Genomic DNA, 18,817 nt, shown 5'->3' with positions numbered 1-18,817 from the left:
GATGAGGTCTTCTCCCAATTTTCTCCCCAACGATAGCGCCCGGATTGGTGCACAAGGACCGGTCGTCTGCCGAGGGGAGGCTGACCATGTGGACTCCATCGGCCCGCACGCTGTGCTAGCGTTTGGTCTTCGACGTGAGTTGCGTCGCAGCTGGCTGAATCCAGGGCGCCAGATCCTGGAGGAGGCACGCAAGGGCCCAACATGGCTAGCTAGTAGCCGTGAGGTCACGCAATGGCTGTGATCGGCATCTCGTGCCGCTTGAGCGGACGGTGGGCCAGATCCACTAGACGCTCAGAGCGTGAGCTGGTCGGCGCCCGGCTCCCGTGTGAACACACCGCGGGAGATCGACTCCTGTGGTTGTCGAACCGAGGAGTTCGATTGTGACCAGCAAGAACAAGCAGGGTACTGAGGTCGACGGCGAGCAGACCAAGATGCCGCGCCCGCTGCGCAGGCTCCCGGCGCTGCCATCAGCGGACGTGATCCGGCACGTGCGCGCGGCAGCTAAGAAGCACTTCGGCATGAGCGATCGCGCAGCAGGCGCGATGTCCACGATCTGGGTCGATCCGGAGCAGGTCCTTCCGCAGTTGGAGCGCCCGCGTCGGATGCGTATCCCGGGTGGTGACCTCTGGTACATCGAGGGCGAGGTGTGGACGCCGCGCCTAGTGCCCGACGTTAACAACCCCCGCAACGCCAACGAGCACACTTACCCCGTGGCGGGCGACGCCGTCGAAGGCACCGAGGTGTTCACCATGGACACTCAGGCCGGTGTTGCCGAGCTGACCCTTAAGGTTTCCGGCCGCGACGAGCTCACCTGGGCGCTGGACCGCGCGATGAAAAAGACCCGAGCCAAGAACGAACCGCACCCTAAGATCACCGAGCAGGGGATCATGGACGCACCGTTCGGCGTCATGTCGACGTTCGAGTTCGACGACGGCACCGCTGCCATTGCAGTGCCACGCGTTCGCGAAGGCTCCTCGCGGGTGTGCTGGGCGCAGGACACTCTCGGGCACGAACCCGACGACGCCTTGTTCCGTATGCCGTCCAGCGCGAAGCCCATCCGGGAGTTCATCGACGAGATCAACGCGATCGTCGAGCAGCCAGCCTCGTCGATCTCCGAGGAGGACCGCGCGAAGGTGCGGTGCGCGACGACGAACTTCATCCTGATCGTCGGGTTCCGGCCCGACGAGGAAGGCACTCTCGATCTTGAGGACGCGATCAAGGCCAAGGTCGCCCAGGAGCACCTCAACCGGAAGGCGGACTGGGACACCGAGGCCGGCGACGCCGTTCTCGCGGATGACTGCTTGGCCGCGGCCTCCCGTGCAGGCCTCCTCCGGGGCGACGAGGAATACCGGTGGTTGCGTGGCGAGCTGACTCGGGCAGAGGCAGCCGAGGCGGGCTTGGAGGAGAGCATCGAGGACCGCTTTGCCCGGCTGATCTGGCTGTTCACCACCCAGGAACGGCTCGTGCACGACGCGATCCGCCGTCCCATTGCGTTCGTCCTGCGAAAGGACGGCGACCGCCGGGTGCAGGTTCGGCGCACCACGAAACTGCCCTACGCGGTAGAGCTGACCGCACGGGAGTTCAGGGGCACGCACCAGTTCGGCGATGTGGCATTGGAGCGCATCCCGAAGATCCTTATTAACGGTGGCCCTGTCGCTATGCTGGCGGAGTGGGAGCCGACGAGCCGTACGCTCGCCGCGCTGACCAAGGCAGCGCTTGGGGACGCCGAAACCGGGAAGCTGGGGCGGTCCTCTGCCGAACTTGCTGTGCGGGCCTTGTACTACGCCGCGGTGTACGACGTGCTGCGGGTGCCGCGAAACGACCAGGGCGCCAACTCTGACAGGCGCAAGGTGTCCGAAGTCCTCGAGGCCATGGCTCTGGATGCCGACGGCATTCGGGTGCTGGCCGACATCGTCAAGGACGGCCGCCGCGGCAAGCAGCCGTACCGTCGTGACGACGATGGCCAGGCAATCCTCAGCGGTGAAGGGGTGCCCGTGTCCCTCACCAACTCCTACATCCGGTACGAGCTGTTCCCGAAGAACGGCACCCACAACGATGACGACAGCGACAACGTCGATCCGTTCGTTACGGCTCAACACACGATCGAGCAGGCCCTCGAAGACCTTCTGGGTGGCATCGCCCTGCTGGAGGCGGTCGAAGACCTGGATGGCAACAGCATCGTAGAGGAGCAGGGGCTCCCCAAGGTGACGGCCAAGAAGTGGCGAAAGCTGGCCAGGGACGTCGTCGCAAAGTTCGATGATTGGTACGAAACCGGCGTCGAGTACAACGCGCCGATCGCCCACCAGGCCACCAAAAACGCCGACGACGCCGGTGGCCAGTCGCTCACCCCGTAACTGAGGTCGGCTGGCCGACAGTACAGCTGTCGGCCAGCCGCCCCTATGCACCTGGCATCTGGTTGACCGAGCCGGCTAATAATGGTCTTGATGACCAAGAAGCCATTACCGGCGCCGGGCGACCTGTGCCACCCCGATCCGCGCAAGGCCGGTCCGCGGCCACTGCATACCATCATCGCGCCGGAGAACGACGAAGAACTTCAACAGGTCCTGACCTGGCTGACGCTGCGCCCGATCACGAGTCTTCTGCGCACTGCGGTCGACGATGCTGTGCGCTACGTGTTGGACGGCGCCCGTACATGGCGGTTCGATCTCATGAGCGAGGAGGTTGATAAGGATGAACGCTCCTCGGTCGGCACTAAGCTCCAATATCATGTCATCCAAAGCCTTGAACTGGTAAAAGAGCCGCCGCTCGACACGATGATCATGGGCATCCCCGTGGAGATCAAGGGCACGGTCAGAGCGACTTGGATGATCCCGCGCGAAGGCCAATGCGAGATCACCTTAATGATCCAAATCGACGCCCGCAGGCACCGCTTCCGAGCGCTGCTAATGCGCGCACACCGGGCGTGGCTCAGCGGCAACCAAGGAAACAGGGATCTCAAGCGCAGCCCGTACGCCGACGCTGTCAGGCAGTACGCACTGGAGGTTGCTCCCTGGACTGACCTCCCACCTGAACCGCTACGCAGCCTCACTCACGATCAGCTCCGCGTCGTCTTCGGCTCAGACAGCCTCCTCAAGCGCCTGATCGCCCTGTTCGGGTACCTCCCCGAACAAGTTATTCCCCGCGAAAGCATCACCACGGTAGGGGCCGGACTTCGTGAACCACTCAGGCGGGCTCGTGAAGCCAAGCCGTACCTCCTAGATCAGCACGGTCTGGTCGTCCTAGTTGGTACCTGGCGAGGAGAATTCAACGTCGCAGCCAAGCTGGGTCACGACCTCAGCAACGAGGCCTGGGTCGCGATACCCAGAGCCAAAATAGTAGGGCTGGGCCTCACTCCAGAAGATTTCAAACACTAGGACGATGGAACAGGCGAGTCACCCTGGGCGTGGCCTTCGTGAGTCGTGATTATGGTGTGCGCAGATGCAGGCGAAGTCGTACTCGCGGCCTCCTACCACTGGGTACTGACGCCGTTGACCGGTCGCTTGGTGACAAAGCGGTCCACGTCACGTGTGTTCCAAGATTGTTTGGCCAAAGAATGGCGCGCCGAATGACCGGTCGCTACACGGCCGTGTTCGAACAGGCTATCGCGGCCGAGCGGGCAAGCGAGGCCGCTGGGACCATCAGCAAATGCAATCACGACTGCAACTATTCGATGGGTTCCGCCTGGGACCGAATAGGTAACAGCTCCGCTGCATAGGGGCCCGCAAGCGGGGCCGTAGGAAGCGATGCTGGCTGCCACAACCTGGCGCTCTCCGTGTACCGCCAGTAGTCCGGTGACGGCGACGTAACACCTTGAGCTTGCCAGGCGACATACCGCGTGGGCAGGAGCCGCTAAAAGGACGATCCCCGGGGAAGGGCCACGTGAGCGATCTTTCTATTCGAAACATCATTGAGCGCGTCACTAGCGGCCGTTTAAGAATCCCTTCCTTCCAGAGAGGCTTTGTTTGGGATGCCGAGCGAGTAGCTTTCCTGATGGACAGTATCTATAAGGGCTATCCGTTCGGCGCCGCAATCTTGTGGCGAACGAAAGAGCAACTGAAGTCGGAGCGTCAGCTGGGCCCCTTCGAGCTGCCTGAGCATGACCCAGACCTGCCGATAGATTATGTCCTCGACGGCCAGCAGCGATTGACGTCGATATTTGGCGTCTTCCAATCCGATATCGAACCCCGAGAAGTGGCGCCCTGGACAAAGATCTTTTTCGATCTTGGTGCCCAATCGGATCTGCAGGAGTCGCAATTTCACTGCCTGACCGCGGACAAAGTAGATCCAGAACGGCACTTTCCCGTGAGCACGTTCTTCAATGTACCCGCGTATCGACAGGCAACTAAGGACTTCGATGACGCCCTTGCGGATCGCATAGGTGGGGTACAAGCCGTGTTCCAGCAGGCATCGATACCGGTGCAACTCGTTGAAACGGATGATCGCGCCAAGGTCGCAATCGTCTTTGAGCGGGTAAATCGCATGGGTATGGAGCTGGACATTCTTCAGCTACTGTCCGCTTGGACTTGGAGTGAAGACTTCGACTTGCAAGAGAAGTTCGAGGAGTTCGCCGAGGAGCTCCGCCCTTTCGGCTTTCATGGGGTAGGAGATGACTCCAACCTTTTGTTGCGCTGCTGCGCAGCCATCGTCAATGGAGATGTTTCACCAGGCGCCCTCGTAGAACTTAATGGCGGCGAAGTTCGCGACCGTTTCACTGAAATGGTCAATGGAATCAAGGGCGCCATCGACTTTCTTCGCGCAAATATTGGAGTAGCAACGCTGGCGAACTTGCCATATCCGGCACTCCTGGTACCCTTATCCGTCTTCTTTGCGGCACCGGACGGTAAAGAGGTAAAGGTCACGAAAGCCCAAAGTCGGGTGCTCCTGTCATGGTTCTGGCGCTCATGCTTTTCTCGTCGATTTAGCGCAGGGGTTATCCGTAACCTCAACCGGGATGTAGAGGAAGCAGAGAAGCTCAGGACAGGTAAGGGCTCCAACCTCGATGCGATTACTGCCGAAGTTGAGCCAGCGTACTTCTCCGATCAAACATTCAATGTTTCTACTGTTCATACCAAGATCTTCGTTCTCCTGCTTGCTCAAGGCGGCCCACTGAGTTTCGTGTCAGGGTCGCCGATTAGCCTCGGGAAAGTTCTACAAGCGTACAACCGAAACGAGTTCCACCATCTTTATCCGCAGAAATACCTTAAAGATCAAGGCAGAACCACGTCGGAGATCGGCGCTCTAGCGAACTTTGTTTTCCTCTCAAGTGCAGACAACAAGACTCTGGGCGCCGTCGCTCCAAGCCTTTACCGAAGTCGGATGGATGATCAAGCGGTGCCGAAGATTCTTGAACACGCCTTCTGTCCAGCGGCACTCTTTGACGACGATTTTGACGAGTTTATGGCGAAGCGCAGTCAAGTCTTGGCCCAGAAGGCCAAGGAGCTGATGGGTTTGTAATCGGAGCATCACTCCTGCCTCATGGTTCGGCGCGACCTCTCGACTACCCGAGGTTCTCCGTCGTGACGGCGCACCGGAATCCGGTGTCGTCGTCGCACATGGTGGCGGCGGCGTCGTTGAACGATGAGGGGGTGGCTCGCAGGAGAGGGCTGGTCCAGGCGCCGCCCTTGAGTTCGTGTCGGCCGGGTTTGGTCTCGGTGGAGCACCATTCCCAGACGTTGCCGCACAGGTCGAACACGCCGTAGGGGCTGACGCCGCTCTGGTAGCAGTCGCCGGCGGTGGTGCTGCCTACGCCGTTCTCGCGGACGTTGCACTTGGCCGGCGTGGGCTGGTCACCCCAGGGATAGACCGTGCCGCGGGTGCCGCGGGCAGCTTTCTCCCACTGCTGTCCACTTGGTAGTGCCTTGCCTGCCCACTCGGCGTACGCAGTGGCGTCGTGCCAGGTCACGTAGACGACGGGGTGGTCGAGTGCTTCTGCTGGTGGTTGCCCGTCGACCCAGTGTTGGGGCGGGGTGTGGCCGGCCGCAGAGACGAACCGGGCGTACTCGGCGTTGGTCACCGGGTGCACATCGATGTAGAAGGTCGGCAGCCATACCGGCTCATTGCCGGGACCGGACAGGAACACGCTGCCCTCGACCCGAGCCATCAGCCGCCCGTCGACCGGGTGCCGAACGTGATCAGCACCGATGGGTTCGGCGACCGCGCCAGCCGACTCGTCGGGAACCAGCGAGTCCCCGGTGAGGAAGGCGAAACGGGCTTGGGTGTCCGGGTCGCAGCGGGCCAGCGCGGTGTCGAGCGCTGCTTGGTTGACCGGCCGCGGGCGGATGTTCTCCCGGCCAGCCTCCCACTTCGAGATCATGCGCTCGCTCACGCCCAGGTGGGCCGCGAACTCCCGGATGCTCATCCGCTTGGCCTCGCGCAGCGCCCGCACCTCGACACCCGACCAACGTTGAACGGTGGCCATCGTCCCAGCTCCCCCTATGAACGCCGCTTCACATAGGTCCCGCGGCCGCGCACAACCGCCACCACGCCGGCCTTGCTCAACTCGGCCATGGCCGATCGGATCGTTGGCCGGCTGACCGCGTAGATCTCCATCAGCTCGTACTCGGCGGGCAGTCGGCTGCCCTGCTCCAGCTCCCCGGACTTGACCATGGCCGCGATGTCATCGGCGACCTGCCGATACAACAGATCAGGTCCTTCACGGACGATCTGATCGGCGCGAGATGTCCAAGCCACAATTCGGACCGTAGATGTCCTCCGACCTGCGGCGATGCTGTACGATCTCACCTGTTGTCATAGGACGTCGTATTCCGACCTGCGGATCTTCCACGGGCCGTAGCGGTGCGGAATCCCCCGCGTGGGGGTCGGCGTCAAGGGCGATCCATGACATCGGGAGTGGTCGTGAGCCAGACACGCGGGAAGACGTTCGAGCGGCGGGTCGACCTGATCTACGCGCGCAAGGTCGTCGGCTTGTCCCAGGAGCAGCTTGCGGAAGTGATGGGCGTGGACCGCAGCACCGTCCACCACTGGGAAGCGGGTCGGCACAGCCCATTGCCGTATCTGTGGCCGAAGCTGAGCAAGGTTCTGGCGGTCTCGTCAGCCCGCCTGACCGAACTCCTCACCAACCGCGAACAGCCGGACATCGGCCACCGGCCGATCGGTGAAGGGCACCGCCGGCATCCGGTAGACGGCCGGCTGATGGCTCGGGTCGAGGGCAGCGTGTTCCTGTCCGGCCAGGCCAACGAACCGATGTGGGTGCCGACGTTCCACATCGACGTCCATCCCGTGACCGATGCCGAGTACTCGAGGTTTCTCGCCGCCACCGGCCACGCGCCGCCGCAGCACTGGGCAGACGGACGTCCTCCGGCGGGCAGAGGTGATCACCCCGTGGTGTTCGTGACGTGGCACGACGCGGCCTCGTATGCCGCGTGGGCAGGCAAGGCACTGCCGAGCGCGCAGCAGTGGGAGAAGGCGGCACGGGGCACCAGGGGCACCGTGTACCCGTGGGGCGACCAGGCCACGGCGGCCAAGTGCAACGTTCGTGAGAACGGCGTGGGCAGCACAACCGCGGTGGGCCGCTACCAGAGCGGCGCAAGCCCGTACGGCGTCTTCGACATGTGCGGCAACGTGTGGGAGTGGTGCTCGACGGAGACGACGCCGGGGCGGCGCGAGCTGAAAGGCGGTGCGTGGACCAGTCCGTTGCTGCGGGCTGTCCCCTCGTCGTTCAACGATGCCGCCGCTGAGATGTGCGACGACGACACAGGTTTTCGTTGCGTCACAACAGAATAAGCGCCGATCGTTAGCGGTTGATCCGTGAGAGGAAGTCTCGCGTCTCGCGCGGCGTCATGGCGGCCGCAGCTATGGACTCGAACGTTCGTCGAACCGCAACGGTGTCGCGCAGCTCGTCGGTCTGTGTACGGCCTAGCGCGGAGTCGACGAACGCGACGCACGGGTCAGGATGCGGATAGTCCAGCAGGCGAAGGGGTGTGGGTTGCATCCGTGCGGTTTCGGCCGCGGGGAGGACCCGAATAGCCACGGTAGACAGCTCGGATTGCCTGCTCAGGTGAGCGATCTGCGCACGCAGGTCGACGCCCGGCACGTCGTGCGTGATCACTGCCTCGCTGATCACGACGTTCAGCCGTAGCACCGTGAGCCTGCTCTGACGGGCTTTGAGAACGGACAAGGCCCTTCCGTCGGAGCCAGTCGCGCGGGCGTAGTCGTCGACCTGGAGAAGGTCTGGGATGCGCGTGGTGGCGACCTCGCACATCTGCGCAGCGTCGGTCTCCCACCCGATGTAGTCGTCGAAGACGCCGTAAGCGCGCCACCAGCCTTGGCTTCGAGACGTGCGGACCAGGTCCAGGAGGTTCGGCGAATAGTGGTCGTACAGGTCCATCATCGATCGGACGACGTGGACGTTGGCGAGCGTCTCACCGGTTTCGAGGCGGTGCAGCGCACTGGTACTCATGTCCAGCCGTGCCGCGGCGTCGACCAGCCGAAGACCGGTCCGCGCGCGCATTGCACGGAGCCTCCTGGCTGCTCGCCGGCGCGCTACCGGTGGACTCGGAACGTCAAGGCGCGTCGGCTCAGCCAGTGCGGCCGTCATCGGACATGCCTACGGCGATGGTGGTGGTCGTGGCGGTCCATTCGTCCCGTCCTTTCTCGGCGTCGCCGGCGGAGCGCACCCGTGATCACCAGCAAAACGAGAGACAGGCGCGCGGCCCAGAGCGTCTATGCGAGGCGCTGCTTAGCGAATGTGGAACTCAGCCGGTCTAGCTGGGCAAACCGGCTGAGTGGTTGGTCTTCGGCGCGGACGGAACAGGGCCGGCCGCCATGATCTCGTCGACGACGACGCCCAACTCCCGGGCGATCCTGTGCAGCTTGATCAGCGCGATCGGATCGTTGCGGTTCTCGATGTTGCGCATCGAGCCTTCGTTGGTGAAGCCAACCCGCGCGGCGAGTTCTGCGGTCGTGAGACCGCGCTCCCGGCGCAGCTTTCGGATCTGCTTCCCGTTCGGCCTGGGCATCGCTAGTCGTCCCGCCGCTCGTAAATCAGTACGCGGGCGGCTTCGAGGCAACGGTTCTCGTCGATGATGGCTTGATGTATGGCCCGGTAGACCTGACAGGGCCACGGTGACTCACAGGCATCGCAGCGCATGGTGGGCCGGCCGATCTCGCTCAATTGGACGGCCGCTGAATGACACGCCACGAGATCGTGGATCACGCTCGTCAGATCCTCGACAACGCGTCGAGTCAGCGCGATCTCGTGCTCGCTTGGATCACCAATATCGACCAGCGCATCTGCGGCTTCGAGCGTTTCGTAAATTCGGTCGCGGGAACGCCTAGCCATGTCATGTTCGACTGTGTTCTCGGCTGAGATCGAGCACGACTGCGCTACCTGAATTTGCATCGTTCGGCCTGTCTGTTCCGGCGTTTCGGTAGACGCACCCGGCGCCGGCGCTGGGGCACGACTGCCACGGCTCGGGATGCCGTTGCAGTGGGCGCCGGGTGCTGCCATCAGCCAACCGGGACGTTGCGCACGGGCCAAGAGCGCCGGTGCCGGTGTTCGAGTGAGCGAACGTGGGACTCAACCGTTTGAGCTGGGCAAACGGACCGAAGCGGTTAGAGCTCTTCGGCGGGGATGTCTGCGTACAGGTCGCGCAGCTCCTTCAGCATGGGGTGATCGACGGGCCAGGACTGGTCGTCCACCGAAGCGACCGGCCGGATGCCCGTCGCGGCGTTCGTAGCGAACACGAACTCCATGTCTGACAGATCCGCGGGGGTAAGCCGCTCGGTCTTGATCGGCTCGTCGAAAGCCTGGTTCAGCAAGGTCATCGTGATGCCCGTCAGCCACTCTGAGCGAGGCCAGATGACCTCGCCCGCCCGCACGAATCCGATGTTGGACGTGGCGATCTCCGAGATCGTCCCGTCCTGGTTGAGGAACAGCACGTCATCGAAGCCCTCGCGTTGCGCGGTTCGCCGGCACTGGAGGGCACCGAACAGCCCGATGTGCTTCACGGCGGCCATCTCACGTCGGTAGGTGGTGGCCTGGAGCCGCAAAGGGCCCGGCGCACTCGCCGACGCCGCACGCGTCGTCACGAGGACCTGTGGCGCTGCGTCGGAGCCGATGGTGCCGAGGTCGAGCGCGGGGTCATAGATCGTGACCCGGGCGACGGTGCGCGGAGCCGAGTCTGTCAGCGCCTGGCGGACGAGCTGCTTCACGCGATCGACGTCGAGGTCGACGTCGAAGAGCAGCCGGCAATCCCGGGCGAGCCGTTGCATGTGCAGCGACAAGCCCCGAACGCAGCCATCCTCGACCAGCATCGACGTGAAGTGGCCGTAGTTGGTCAAGGCCAGGGCCTTGATCTGGTCCATGGTCGGGAGCTCGCCGTTCAGGTGCATGTGCACCACCTTCGCAGGTGAACGGCCCGGATGACACGCCGAGTGCGGTCCAAGTTCGGCGAAGTTCAGTAAAAGTTCAGAGGCCCGGGTTCGGTAAAAGTTCAGCGCTGGGGGCCTATTGGGGCACTTCTGGCCTTCCGTGATCGGCGGCACAGTTGGTGCATGCCCAACAACGGAAGGAAATCCGATGGCGAAGAACGCGATTCCCGGATTCAAGACCGGCGGCGGAGTTCTGTCGAAGGTGGTTGGTACGGCCGTGGTTCTGGCCGTTCTGGTCATCGTGGTGAAGCACCCGAGCGATGCTGCCGATTTCGTGAAGACGGTTTTCGGGTGGATCGATCAGATCGCGACGTTTCTCCGGGAACTTTGATGCTAGTCCGCGCGGGTGTTTGCCTCGATAACCTTGAGGCGTTCGTTCATCTCGTGCAGCAGGGCCAGCATTTCGGTGAGGTCGGCGGCCGGCACGGCCACCTGCTGAGCGACGCGATCGGGCAGCGTCTTCGGGTCGAGATCGGGATGGACCGACGAGCCCGTTCCCTGCCGAGTCACGACGACGCCCCGCTCCCGCAGCACGGCAATGGCGCTCTGAACGGTGCCGATCGCCACGCCGTAGTCATCGGCCAAGGCCTTGTACGACGGCAGCGGATCACCCGGCGCGTACTCCCCCGAGCGAATCGCAGCCACGAGGTCATCAGCTATCTGGAACTTCGGCGCTTGCGGACTGTTCGGGTCGAGTTTCCCCATGTCAACCAGCCTACAGGCGACTCGTGCAAGCCAACTAGACAACTAAGCTTATTGACAGACTTAGCAGTCTTGCCTAGCGTCCCTGGTGTCCCCAGGACCTCCCAGCACAGCACTGGAGTTGACCACGTGAACGATCACTTGCCGCCGCTCAGCTACGCGCCGGACGGCCTGTACGAGGCGGACGTTGATGCACTGATCAGCGAGTACTTCGCGGCTGCACCAGAGCCGAGCATGCTCGCCGACAAGGTGGCGACCAGTCGACACGTTCGGCGCCTTGTCCGCCGAACCATCGACGCCGCGTTTCTGACCCGCCCGGCGGAGTCGCATGCCGACGACACCGCGGCTTGAGTTCGCCCCGGCCCGGCGCACCGGAACCTCCAAGAACCAGACGCCGGACCGGGTTCTCCCAACCCTCACGAAGCAAGGCAGGAGAACACCAATGGTAGGGCTGAACACGCCCAAGAACAGCACTGGCAGCGCGTACCCGCGATCGGTCGAAGCGCTGCTGCCCCGAGTCCGCGACTGGGCCGCAGACCTGGACTCGGTCCCGTCTCGGAACCGGATCATGGCCGAGTTCCAGGTTGGTGCGCCAAAGGCGCGCGCCATCCTGGAGGCATTGAACGGCGAAGCCGAGATGGCCCCCGTCCGGACTCTCCACGCGGTCCCGGAACCGGACACGGAGACCGACTCCGAATCGGCCACCATGATGCAGCCCTTCGAGCCGGAAGAGCAGGTCACGACTGCCGCAGACCCAGGTCCAGCGCAGCCGGCCAAGCCACACCGGGTCAAGCCGTGGCCGTTGGTTCTGCTCGCCTTGCCCGCGTTCGTCGCGGTGTGGGGCGGCTGGGTCGGACTCGGCAGCATGACCGGGTTCGGGCCGATCAACCTGCTACCCGGCATCGCCGACCACGTGGTCATCAATTCGGCGATCACGTTGCCGATCGGCGTCGAGGCGTACGCCGCGTTCGCTCTGCGGGTTTGGCTGGTCAGCGGCGAACACTCGAGCAAAGCCCGTCAGTTCGCGATGTGGTCCGCTTTCGGTGCGCTCGTACTCGGCATGGCCGGTCAAGTGGCCTATCACCTCATGTCCGCGGCCGGCGTGGTCTCGGCGCCATGGTTGGTCACGACGTTCGTGTCGTGCCTGCCGGTCGGCGTGCTCGGTTGCGGCGCCGCACTTGCACACCTGCTCAACACGGACGAGGGGGTCCAGCAATGACGACCAGCAACAGGCCGGCCGCCGAACCGGACCGCTCGAACGTCATCCACTTTCCCGCAGCTGCGCGACAGGCCGAGGAAGAGCCACCGACCGTTGTGGACGGTGAGGTCGTCGAGGAGGACGGTCCTCCTACGTCGGTGGACACGGCGGAAACCGATGGATCGACTTGGCTGGACCGGGTTCGGTCGCAGCAGCGGCAACCGATCCTCCCGGGCTACCTCAAGTCCGTTCAGGATGCTCGTGATGCGGCGAAGTGGGCAGGTAAGCACTACGCGCACAAGGTGGGTTTCCACGCCGTGCGAGTTCCGCTGTACGGGCTGCGGCTGGCATACCGAGCCCCGCTCGGCGTGCTGCGAGCAGCCGCCGCAACCGGCCGGTTCGTGTCCGATGCGGAGGGACGTCCAGCCCGATCGGGCACGGCTACCGCGGACAACGCCGAGCTGTACCTCAAGCTGTCCCAGCAACGGGACCGGCGTGTTGCCATGCGGTTGGTAGGTCTGATCGTGGCTGCGATCCTCGCCATGGTTCTGGTGCTCGTGCTGCCTCACGTGTTGCCGGGCTGGGCTCTGGCCGCGATCGGGGTGGCCGGCGTCGGCGTGCTGGGCAAGCTCGGCACACCGAAGGACCAGCCGGTCATCGGTTCGCGGGCCGTATTGGACGCGAAGGTGCAGAAGCTCTCCAGTGACGCCGTGGTCCGGGCGCTGTCCGTGCTTGGCATCGGCGGCATCAACCAGGCCCTTGCCAAGAACCCCAACGCAATCGGGTTCGCGGCCCCGATCACCCGTGACGGTCCGGGCTGGCGCGCGGACGTCGACCTGCCGCCTGGCGTGACGGTCACGGAGGTCATGGAACGCCGGGCGAAGCTCGCATCGGCGCTGGGTCGTCCGCTGGGCTGCGTGTGGCCGGACGGCAACGCCGAGGTCCACCCTGGCCGCTTGGTGCTCTGGGTCGGTGACCAGGACATGTCCAAGGCGCGACAACCGGCATGGCCGTTGCGCAAGCCCGGCTCCACTGTGGACCTGTTCAAGGCCCAGCCGTTCGGCACGGACCAGCGCGGCCGGTGGGTGGACGTCACGTTGATGTTCGTGTCCGTGGTGATCGGCGCGGTTCCCCGCATGGGCAAGACGTTCACGCTGCGGGAACTGCTGCTGATCGCCGGGATGGACCCGCGCACGGAGCTGCACGCGTACGACCTCAAGGGCACCGGTGACCTGTCGCCGCTGGCGCCGATCTGCCACCGGTACCGGGCAGGCGACGACTCCGACGACATGGAGTACGCCATTGCTGACCTGCGCAAGCTGCGTGACGAGCTGCGCCGCCGAGCCAAGGTCATCCGCGAGCTGCCGCACGACCTTTGCCCGGAGAACAAGGTCACGCCCGACCTGGCGTCGAAGAGGTCCCTGGGCCTGCATCCCATCGTGATCGGCGTGGACGAGTGCCAGGTTTGGTTCGAGCACCCGGAGCACGGCGGGGAGTTCGAGGACATCTGCACCGACCTGGTGAAGCGCGGTCCCGCGCTGGGCATGATCATCATCCTGGCCACGCAGCGGCCGGACGCGAAGAGCATCCCGACCGGCATCAGCGCCAACGCCGTGCTCCGGTTCTGCCTCAAGGTGGGTGGCCACACCGAGAACGACATGGTGCTCGGCACATCCGCCCACAAGAACGGCATCCGAGCAACCACGCTGTCCTTTCGGGACAAGGGGATCGGCTACCTGGTCGGCGACGGGGAAGAAGCCCGCATCGTGCGGGGTGTCTACATCGACGGCCCGGACGCCAAGCGACTCGCCCAACGTGCGCGGGCCGCACGGATCGCGGCCGGCCGGTTGACCGGCTACGCCGCCGGGCTGGACCTCGAACCGGACGACGCCGCCGAGTCGAGCACCCTGCTCGCCGATGTGCTCGCCGCGATGGGTGACGCGGACAAGGCGTGGTCGGTGTCCATCGTGGATCGCCTCGCCGAGTTGCGGCCGGCCGAGTACGGACCATGGGCCGAACTGCCGACGAGCACGGCCAAGGCGACCCAGCTCGCCGCCGCGCTCAAGCCCTACGGCATCGCCACGAAACAGGTGTGGGGCACCGATCCGACGACCGGCAAGGGCGCCAACAAGATGGGCGTTCAACGCGAGTGGATCGCCGCAGCCATCACCGAACGTGATCGCCAGAAGGAGCGCGGCTAACCATCCGCGCGGCTCTAGGTCTAGAGCCTGCCCCCTCTAGACCTAGAGCCCCTCCTAGACCGCCAAATCCTCACTGATCAGCGCACTAGTTCCTAGAGGCGCGGCTTCAACGCGCCCGCAAACTGCCTGGAGACACCACATGAGCACCCCCGACAGCCTCAACGGCGTCGTCGTCCTGGTCGTGATCGTGATGACCCTCGGTTACAGCCTGGCGTGCGCGGTCTTCCCGTACCGGGCGTGCCGCGCGTGCCACGGAGTCGGCGCGTTCCGCTCGTCGATCCTCGGCGCAATCCGGCTCTGCCGCCGCTGCGAGGGCTCCGGCGTGACTCTCCGACTTGGACGCCAGTTCTACAACGCCGTGGTCCGCGGCTATCGCACCAGCCGCGACAACTACCGCCGCGCCAACCGCGACGACTGATCCCACGACTCGAAGGAATCTCTCATGTCCAACCAGTTGCCCGACCCGACCGACATCAGTTCTGTCCGAGCGTGGCTCAACGCTCGGCACGCCAACCCTGCCGCCGTCCGCGAGTGGGCGCGACCGCTGGTCGTCGCCGCCACCCGGCACGGCCCGATTCCTCCGCTCGGCGGCCCGGAGTGGCGTGCGCTGCCCGATTGCGATCCGCGCAAGCTCGCCGCGCTCATCCCAATGGCACTCGCTCGGCTGGACGAGAGCACACCCGCGGCAATCGCATCCCGGCTCCGGCGAGAGCTGGACGAGTCGGACCGGCTCACCGTGGCTCGGCTACGGCAGATGTCGCACGACCTGTCAGCAGCCATCGCCGACGCGAACCGCGGCCGTCGCTCCGCCCGACCGACGTATGCCGAACTGGCGTTGCGGCGCAACACATTCCCGTGCGTGACGTGCCGCCGCAGGCCGGTCGTGCATCCGCAGACGGTCTGCCACGCATGTTCGGAACCCAATCAGCGACGAGAGGACGTGGCAGCGTGACTGACGACTTCGACCACATCTGCCAGCAGTGCGCGCGTCCGTTGGGTGCGTCGCCGTCGGACGACTTCTGCTCTGAAACCTGCGAGACCGCGTGGCGTGCGGCGCGCACCGAAGGGAGCCCGATCGACGGCGGGCACCGCCCGGATGCCGACTTGCCGGAGCAGCGCCCGGCCGTGCCGTTGACGTTCCTCGGCGAGCCGCCCGAGGGTGCAGTCGTCAAGGCGGGACACGAAGTGCTCGACGACGTGGCCGCGTTCGTGGCGCGGTTCAACGTGTTCCCGGACGAGCACTGCGTGCCCGTGCTGACGCTCTGGTATGCGCACACCCACGCAGCCGAGCGGTTCTACATCACCCCGCGGCTGATCCTGGACAGCCCAGAACCGGGCAGCGGCAAGACCCGCGTTCTGGAGGTCGCCGCGCACCTGGTCGCCGCGCCGGAGATGACCGTCTCGGCGACGCCGGCCGCGTTGTTCCGGCTCGTCTCACAGGGACCGGTGACGATCCTGTTCGACGAGGTCGACGCGATCTTCCGGGCTGATGGCGCGGGCAACGAAGACCTCCGGGCGCTGCTCAACGCCGGATACAAGAACGGTGCGTCCGTCGCGCGGTGCGTCGGTGACGCCAAGGCGATGAAGGTGCAGCGGTTCCCCGTGTTCGCACCGGCCGCACTCGCCGGGATCGCGGGCGGCATGCCGGACACCATCACAACGCGAGCCATCACCGTCCACATGCGCAAGCGCCGCAACGACCAACAGGTCCAGCCGTACCGTTACCGGACCGTCGTGCGCGAGTCCCGGCCGGTCCGGGATGCGCTGGCCGCGTGGGTGAAGTCCGTCGCCGACACCGTGGGCGTGGCCGAACCGGACATGCCCGAGGGCGTGACCGACCGATCCGCCGAGGTGTGGGAACCACTGCTGGCCCTCGCCGACGCGGCCGGCGACCACTGGCCGCACACCGCACGGGCCGCGTGCACGCACTTCGTGCTCAACGGCGGCTCGCAAGTCCGATCGCATGGCGTGCAACTGCTCGCCGATCTCCGCGACATCTACGGCCGTCATGGTGCCGATCGGCTCCCGACCACGCTGCTGCTCGGCGAGCTGCGGGAGCTGGACGAGTCGCCGTGGTGCGACCTGGACGGTCGGATGCTCGACGCGCGGCGCATGGCCAAGGAGCTGAGCCGCTACGGCGTGCGGGTCGTCCCGTTCAAGCACGACGGGACCACCGTCAAGGGCTACACGACCTACGCCACCGACCGCCAAGTCGGTCTCGCCGACGCGTGGAGCCGCTACCTGCCCGCCGAGATCGGTAACCCCGGTAACTGCGGTAACCCTGCAGCTCAGCCGGTTACCGACGCCGCCCCGGTTACCGAGCCACCGGTAACCGCCGCACCTCGGGAGGTCGCGTGACAGCCACCTCCGGTTACCGACACAGCGGTAACCCCAGCCCTGTCGGTAACCGCCTGACCAGCGAAGTTACCGGGGTTACCGAGGTTACCGACGAGCCGAGGGGGATCGCGTGAACGAGAAGTTCTACCGGCCGGCCGAGGTGGCGAAGCTGCTCCGTTGCTCGGAGTGGTGGATCAAGGAACAAGCGCGCAAGCGTCGCATCCCGTACGCGTGGATCGGTGGCGCGTACTTGTTCGCGGAGTCGCACATCGCCGAAATCGTCAACTTGTTCGAGCGCCGTCCTGGCGATGGTCACGCAGCGGAGTCCGCTGCTCCGGCACCGAGGCGGCGGTCAGCAAGCCGAGGCGGGTCCGTCACTCAACTTCGCGCCAAGCCTCCGCGCCGAGCGCGCTCCGGTCTCGACAACTCAGAAGTCGCATAGGGGGAACGACATGGGATACGCCGAGAAGCGCGGGAACTACTGGCGCGGGCGCTACAAGATCGAGACCGGCCGCTACGGGACGGTCACCGACTCCACTGGGGCGACGATCCGGTTCAGCAACAAGCGCGATGCCAAGAAGGCGGCCGATGACGCCGAGGCGAAGGTGCGCACCGGAATCTGGCGCGTGCCGTCAAGCGGCAAGGTCGCGTTCGGTGTGTACGCAAGCGACTGGTACGCGCGGCAGGACCTCGCCGCGTCGACCATGCAGAACTACAAGCGGCACATCGAAGAACACCTGATGCCTTCCTTTGAAACCAAGGATCTCCACGAGATCAGCGCCGCGGGGATCATGGCTTGGGAGAAGGGCGAGCGCGCACGGGGCTACGCCGAGTCCAGCATCAAGACTTGGCGCTCGACGCTGCACCTGATCTTGGAGGATGCCGTCGAGGAAGGCCTGCTGACGAGCAACCCTGCGGCGCGGCGACGGGGGAGGGGACGCCGGGCAGGCCGGTCCCGCAACCGCGGCCCTGAGAAGAAGGTCACTGATGCCCTCGGCATCCTCCTCATCGCCGAGCGCGCCGCGCTCCTGTCGGGTCGCGATGACGAGTTCGTGGCCGTCGTGACGAAGGGGTACACGGGCATGCGGTGGGGCGAGCTGGTTGGCCTGGAGACCGAGTACGTGCGCCCGAACAGCATCCGCGTCGAGTGGCAGCTCTACGAACTCGACACGGGCGAACTGCTCCGGTGCCCGCCGAAGGACGACTCGCACCGCACGGTCGACACGCCCGATTGGCTGTCGCGCCTGCTCTCCGAGCACATCGCTCGCACGCAGCCCAAGCCATGCCCCTGCCACGGGCGAACGTATGTGTTCAGCGGGCACCGGCCGGCGAATCGTTCGGCCTCGACCCCTGGAGCGAAGTTGGTTGACGTCGCCCGGCGCGCCGACGTGTCGACCGGCACCGTGTCCAACGTCCTGAACCGTCCCGAGACTGTGCCCTCGGCGACGCGGGAGAAGGTCGAGGCAGCAATAGCCGATCTCGGCTACGTGCGCGGTCATGCGGTGGGGGAGCGAGCGGCCCATTGGCGCCGGACTGGTTTCGCTACCTGGTTGTTCCAGCCTGCCGTGTCGGGTTGGTACCCGACCAAGGCGCCGGCCGAACCGCGTCCGGTGCCGTTGCTCGCCGATCCATGGCCCGGTGTTCCGATTCGTGGCCGCGGTGCACATGCCCGGGCGAACTGGTCTTGGCTGCCTATCGCCAAGGGTCTCACTCCGCACGGATTGCGGCACTCACACAAGACGTTCATGGCCGAGCGCGGCACACCGCCGAAGCTCATGGATGAGCGATTGGGCCACGAGGATGGCTCGGTCCAAGCGCGCTACACCCACATCACCCGATGGATGCGGCAACGGCTGCTAAACGACCTGACAGGGGCGTGGGAGGCGAGTCTTCATGCCCGTTGGTCGATGAACCAAAGTTCGCCAGTGAACGTTCTGGGCCGCCTCCTGCGCGCATGTGCCGACAGGTGATCAGCATCGAGTAACGT

General features: G+C 65.0%; 20 protein-coding genes. 13 read left to right on the top strand and 7 right to left on the bottom strand.

The features are described from left to right. Positions 1–380 precede the first annotated feature (380 nt). The 3 genes from EV186_RS03800 to EV186_RS03790 all read left to right on the top strand — a co-directional run bounded on the left by EV186_RS03800 (position 381) and on the right by EV186_RS03790 (position 5,454). Positions 381–2,354, top strand: a complete 1,974-nt coding sequence (locus EV186_RS03800; RefSeq protein WP_133847667.1) for a hypothetical protein — start codon at positions 381–383, stop codon at positions 2,352–2,354. A 90-nt stretch (positions 2,355–2,444) separates the two neighbouring features. Next, complete coding sequence (locus tag EV186_RS03795) at positions 2,445–3,374, top strand: NaeI family type II restriction endonuclease (protein ID WP_166659007.1); 930 nt, start codon at positions 2,445–2,447, stop codon at positions 3,372–3,374. Between the two features lie 505 nt (positions 3,375–3,879). Then, on the top strand, positions 3,880–5,454 hold the full coding sequence (locus EV186_RS03790) for a DUF262 domain-containing protein (protein WP_133847665.1): 1,575 nt from the start codon (positions 3,880–3,882) through the stop codon (positions 5,452–5,454). Positions 5,455–5,497: 43 nt separating this feature from the next. Here EV186_RS03790 and EV186_RS03785 read toward each other — a convergent pair whose 3' ends face one another. Next, positions 5,498–6,418, bottom strand: coding sequence for an SUMF1/EgtB/PvdO family nonheme iron enzyme (locus tag EV186_RS03785; RefSeq protein ID WP_133847664.1), 921 nt, complete (start codon positions 6,416–6,418; stop codon positions 5,498–5,500). A gap of 14 nt (positions 6,419–6,432) precedes the next feature. Further along, positions 6,433–6,639: a GntR family transcriptional regulator gene (locus EV186_RS03780; RefSeq protein ID WP_208115464.1), complete on the bottom strand. Its 207-nt coding sequence runs from the start codon at positions 6,637–6,639 to the stop codon at positions 6,433–6,435. Between the two features lie 210 nt (positions 6,640–6,849). On the opposite strand from EV186_RS03780, the gene EV186_RS03775 reads away from it, so the two are divergent. Then, a complete protein-coding gene (locus EV186_RS03775; RefSeq protein WP_243753802.1) occupies positions 6,850–7,743 on the top strand; it encodes an SUMF1/EgtB/PvdO family nonheme iron enzyme in 894 nt (297 codons plus the stop codon). A 10-nt stretch (positions 7,744–7,753) separates the two neighbouring features. On the opposite strand, the gene EV186_RS03770 is transcribed toward EV186_RS03775, so the two are convergent. From EV186_RS03770 to EV186_RS03755, 4 genes are all read right to left on the bottom strand, one after another. Beyond that, positions 7,754–8,557: a Scr1 family TA system antitoxin-like transcriptional regulator gene (locus EV186_RS03770; RefSeq protein ID WP_133847663.1), complete on the bottom strand. Its 804-nt coding sequence runs from the start codon at positions 8,555–8,557 to the stop codon at positions 7,754–7,756. A 166-nt stretch (positions 8,558–8,723) separates the two neighbouring features. After that, the gene (locus EV186_RS40670; RefSeq protein WP_341814170.1) at positions 8,724–8,876 is read right to left on the bottom strand and encodes a hypothetical protein; all 153 of its coding nucleotides are present in this window, start codon (positions 8,874–8,876) and stop codon (positions 8,724–8,726) included. A gap of 104 nt (positions 8,877–8,980) precedes the next feature. Beyond that, entirely contained in the window at positions 8,981–9,469 is a 489-nt protein-coding gene (locus tag EV186_RS03760; protein WP_133847661.1) for a hypothetical protein, read from the bottom strand. A 104-nt stretch (positions 9,470–9,573) separates the two neighbouring features. After that, on the bottom strand, positions 9,574–10,353 hold the full coding sequence (locus EV186_RS03755) for an aminotransferase class IV family protein (RefSeq protein ID WP_133847660.1): 780 nt from the start codon (positions 10,351–10,353) through the stop codon (positions 9,574–9,576). A 187-nt stretch (positions 10,354–10,540) separates the two neighbouring features. Between EV186_RS03755 and EV186_RS03750 the strand changes: the two genes are divergently transcribed. Continuing rightward, positions 10,541–10,723, top strand: coding sequence for a hypothetical protein (locus EV186_RS03750; RefSeq protein ID WP_133847659.1), 183 nt, complete (start codon positions 10,541–10,543; stop codon positions 10,721–10,723). A 2-nt stretch (positions 10,724–10,725) separates the two neighbouring features. On the opposite strand, the gene EV186_RS03745 is transcribed toward EV186_RS03750, so the two are convergent. Further along, on the bottom strand, positions 10,726–11,097 hold the full coding sequence (locus EV186_RS03745; RefSeq protein ID WP_133847658.1) for a GntR family transcriptional regulator: 372 nt from the start codon (positions 11,095–11,097) through the stop codon (positions 10,726–10,728). Between the two features lie 126 nt (positions 11,098–11,223). Between EV186_RS03745 and EV186_RS03740 the strand changes: the two genes are divergently transcribed. The 8 genes from EV186_RS03740 to EV186_RS03705 all read left to right on the top strand — a co-directional run bounded on the left by EV186_RS03740 (position 11,224) and on the right by EV186_RS03705 (position 18,800). After that, positions 11,224–11,445 carry a hypothetical protein gene (locus EV186_RS03740; RefSeq protein ID WP_133847657.1) on the top strand — a complete coding sequence of 74 codons (222 nt, stop codon included), beginning with the start codon at positions 11,224–11,226 and terminating at the stop codon, positions 11,443–11,445. A 91-nt stretch (positions 11,446–11,536) separates the two neighbouring features. Then, the gene (locus EV186_RS03735; protein WP_133847656.1) at positions 11,537–12,313 is read left to right on the top strand and encodes an ABC transporter permease; all 777 of its coding nucleotides are present in this window, start codon (positions 11,537–11,539) and stop codon (positions 12,311–12,313) included. After that, a complete protein-coding gene (locus tag EV186_RS03730; RefSeq protein ID WP_133847655.1) occupies positions 12,310–14,493 on the top strand; it encodes a DUF3631 domain-containing protein in 2,184 nt (727 codons plus the stop codon). The genes EV186_RS03735 and EV186_RS03730 overlap by 4 nt, the downstream gene beginning before the upstream one ends. Positions 14,494–14,632: 139 nt before the next feature. Continuing rightward, positions 14,633–14,911, top strand: coding sequence for a hypothetical protein (locus EV186_RS03725; RefSeq protein ID WP_243753801.1), 279 nt, complete (start codon positions 14,633–14,635; stop codon positions 14,909–14,911). 24 nt (positions 14,912–14,935) lie between these two features. Next, positions 14,936–15,445, top strand: a complete 510-nt coding sequence (locus EV186_RS03720; protein WP_133847654.1) for a hypothetical protein — start codon at positions 14,936–14,938, stop codon at positions 15,443–15,445. Continuing rightward, a complete protein-coding gene (locus EV186_RS03715; protein WP_243753800.1) occupies positions 15,442–16,851 on the top strand; it encodes a DUF3631 domain-containing protein in 1,410 nt (469 codons plus the stop codon). Before EV186_RS03720 ends, EV186_RS03715 begins: the two co-directional genes overlap by 4 nt. Positions 16,852–16,960: 109 nt before the next feature. Continuing rightward, a complete protein-coding gene (locus tag EV186_RS03710; protein WP_133847652.1) occupies positions 16,961–17,272 on the top strand; it encodes a helix-turn-helix domain-containing protein in 312 nt (103 codons plus the stop codon). 10 nt (positions 17,273–17,282) lie between these two features. Beyond that, complete coding sequence (locus EV186_RS03705; RefSeq protein WP_133847651.1) at positions 17,283–18,800, top strand: tyrosine-type recombinase/integrase; 1,518 nt, start codon at positions 17,283–17,285, stop codon at positions 18,798–18,800. Positions 18,801–18,817 lie beyond the last annotated feature (17 nt).

This window comes from Labedaea rhizosphaerae, assembly GCF_004362825.1.
In the GTDB taxonomy this organism is placed as follows: domain Bacteria; phylum Actinomycetota; class Actinomycetes; order Mycobacteriales; family Pseudonocardiaceae; genus Labedaea; species Labedaea rhizosphaerae.
Note: the sequence above shows the minus strand (reverse complement) of the source record. Positions and strands in the feature narration are given on the sequence as shown.

Coding starts and splice junctions, on each gene's coding strand:
- EV186_RS03795 (WP_166659007.1), top strand. CDS start 2,445: ATGACCAAGAAGCCATTACCGGCGCCGGGCGACCTGTGCCACCCCGAT.
- EV186_RS03785 (WP_133847664.1), bottom strand. CDS start 6,418: ATGGCCACCGTTCAACGTTGGTCGGGTGTCGAGGTGCGGGCGCTGCGC.
- EV186_RS03770 (WP_133847663.1), bottom strand. CDS start 8,557: ATGACGGCCGCACTGGCTGAGCCGACGCGCCTTGACGTTCCGAGTCCA.
- EV186_RS40670 (WP_341814170.1), bottom strand. CDS start 8,876: ATGCGCAACATCGAGAACCGCAACGATCCGATCGCGCTGATCAAGCTG.
- EV186_RS03760 (WP_133847661.1), bottom strand. CDS start 9,469: ATGGCAGCACCCGGCGCCCACTGCAACGGCATCCCGAGCCGTGGCAGT.
- EV186_RS03755 (WP_133847660.1), bottom strand. CDS start 10,353: ATGCACCTGAACGGCGAGCTCCCGACCATGGACCAGATCAAGGCCCTG.
- EV186_RS03750 (WP_133847659.1), top strand. CDS start 10,541: ATGGCGAAGAACGCGATTCCCGGATTCAAGACCGGCGGCGGAGTTCTG.
- EV186_RS03745 (WP_133847658.1), bottom strand. CDS start 11,097: ATGGGGAAACTCGACCCGAACAGTCCGCAAGCGCCGAAGTTCCAGATA.
- EV186_RS03735 (WP_133847656.1), top strand. CDS start 11,537: ATGGTAGGGCTGAACACGCCCAAGAACAGCACTGGCAGCGCGTACCCG.
- EV186_RS03730 (WP_133847655.1), top strand. CDS start 12,310: ATGACGACCAGCAACAGGCCGGCCGCCGAACCGGACCGCTCGAACGTC.
- EV186_RS03725 (WP_243753801.1), top strand. CDS start 14,633: ATGAGCACCCCCGACAGCCTCAACGGCGTCGTCGTCCTGGTCGTGATC.
- EV186_RS03720 (WP_133847654.1), top strand. CDS start 14,936: ATGTCCAACCAGTTGCCCGACCCGACCGACATCAGTTCTGTCCGAGCG.
- EV186_RS03705 (WP_133847651.1), top strand. CDS start 17,283: ATGGGATACGCCGAGAAGCGCGGGAACTACTGGCGCGGGCGCTACAAG.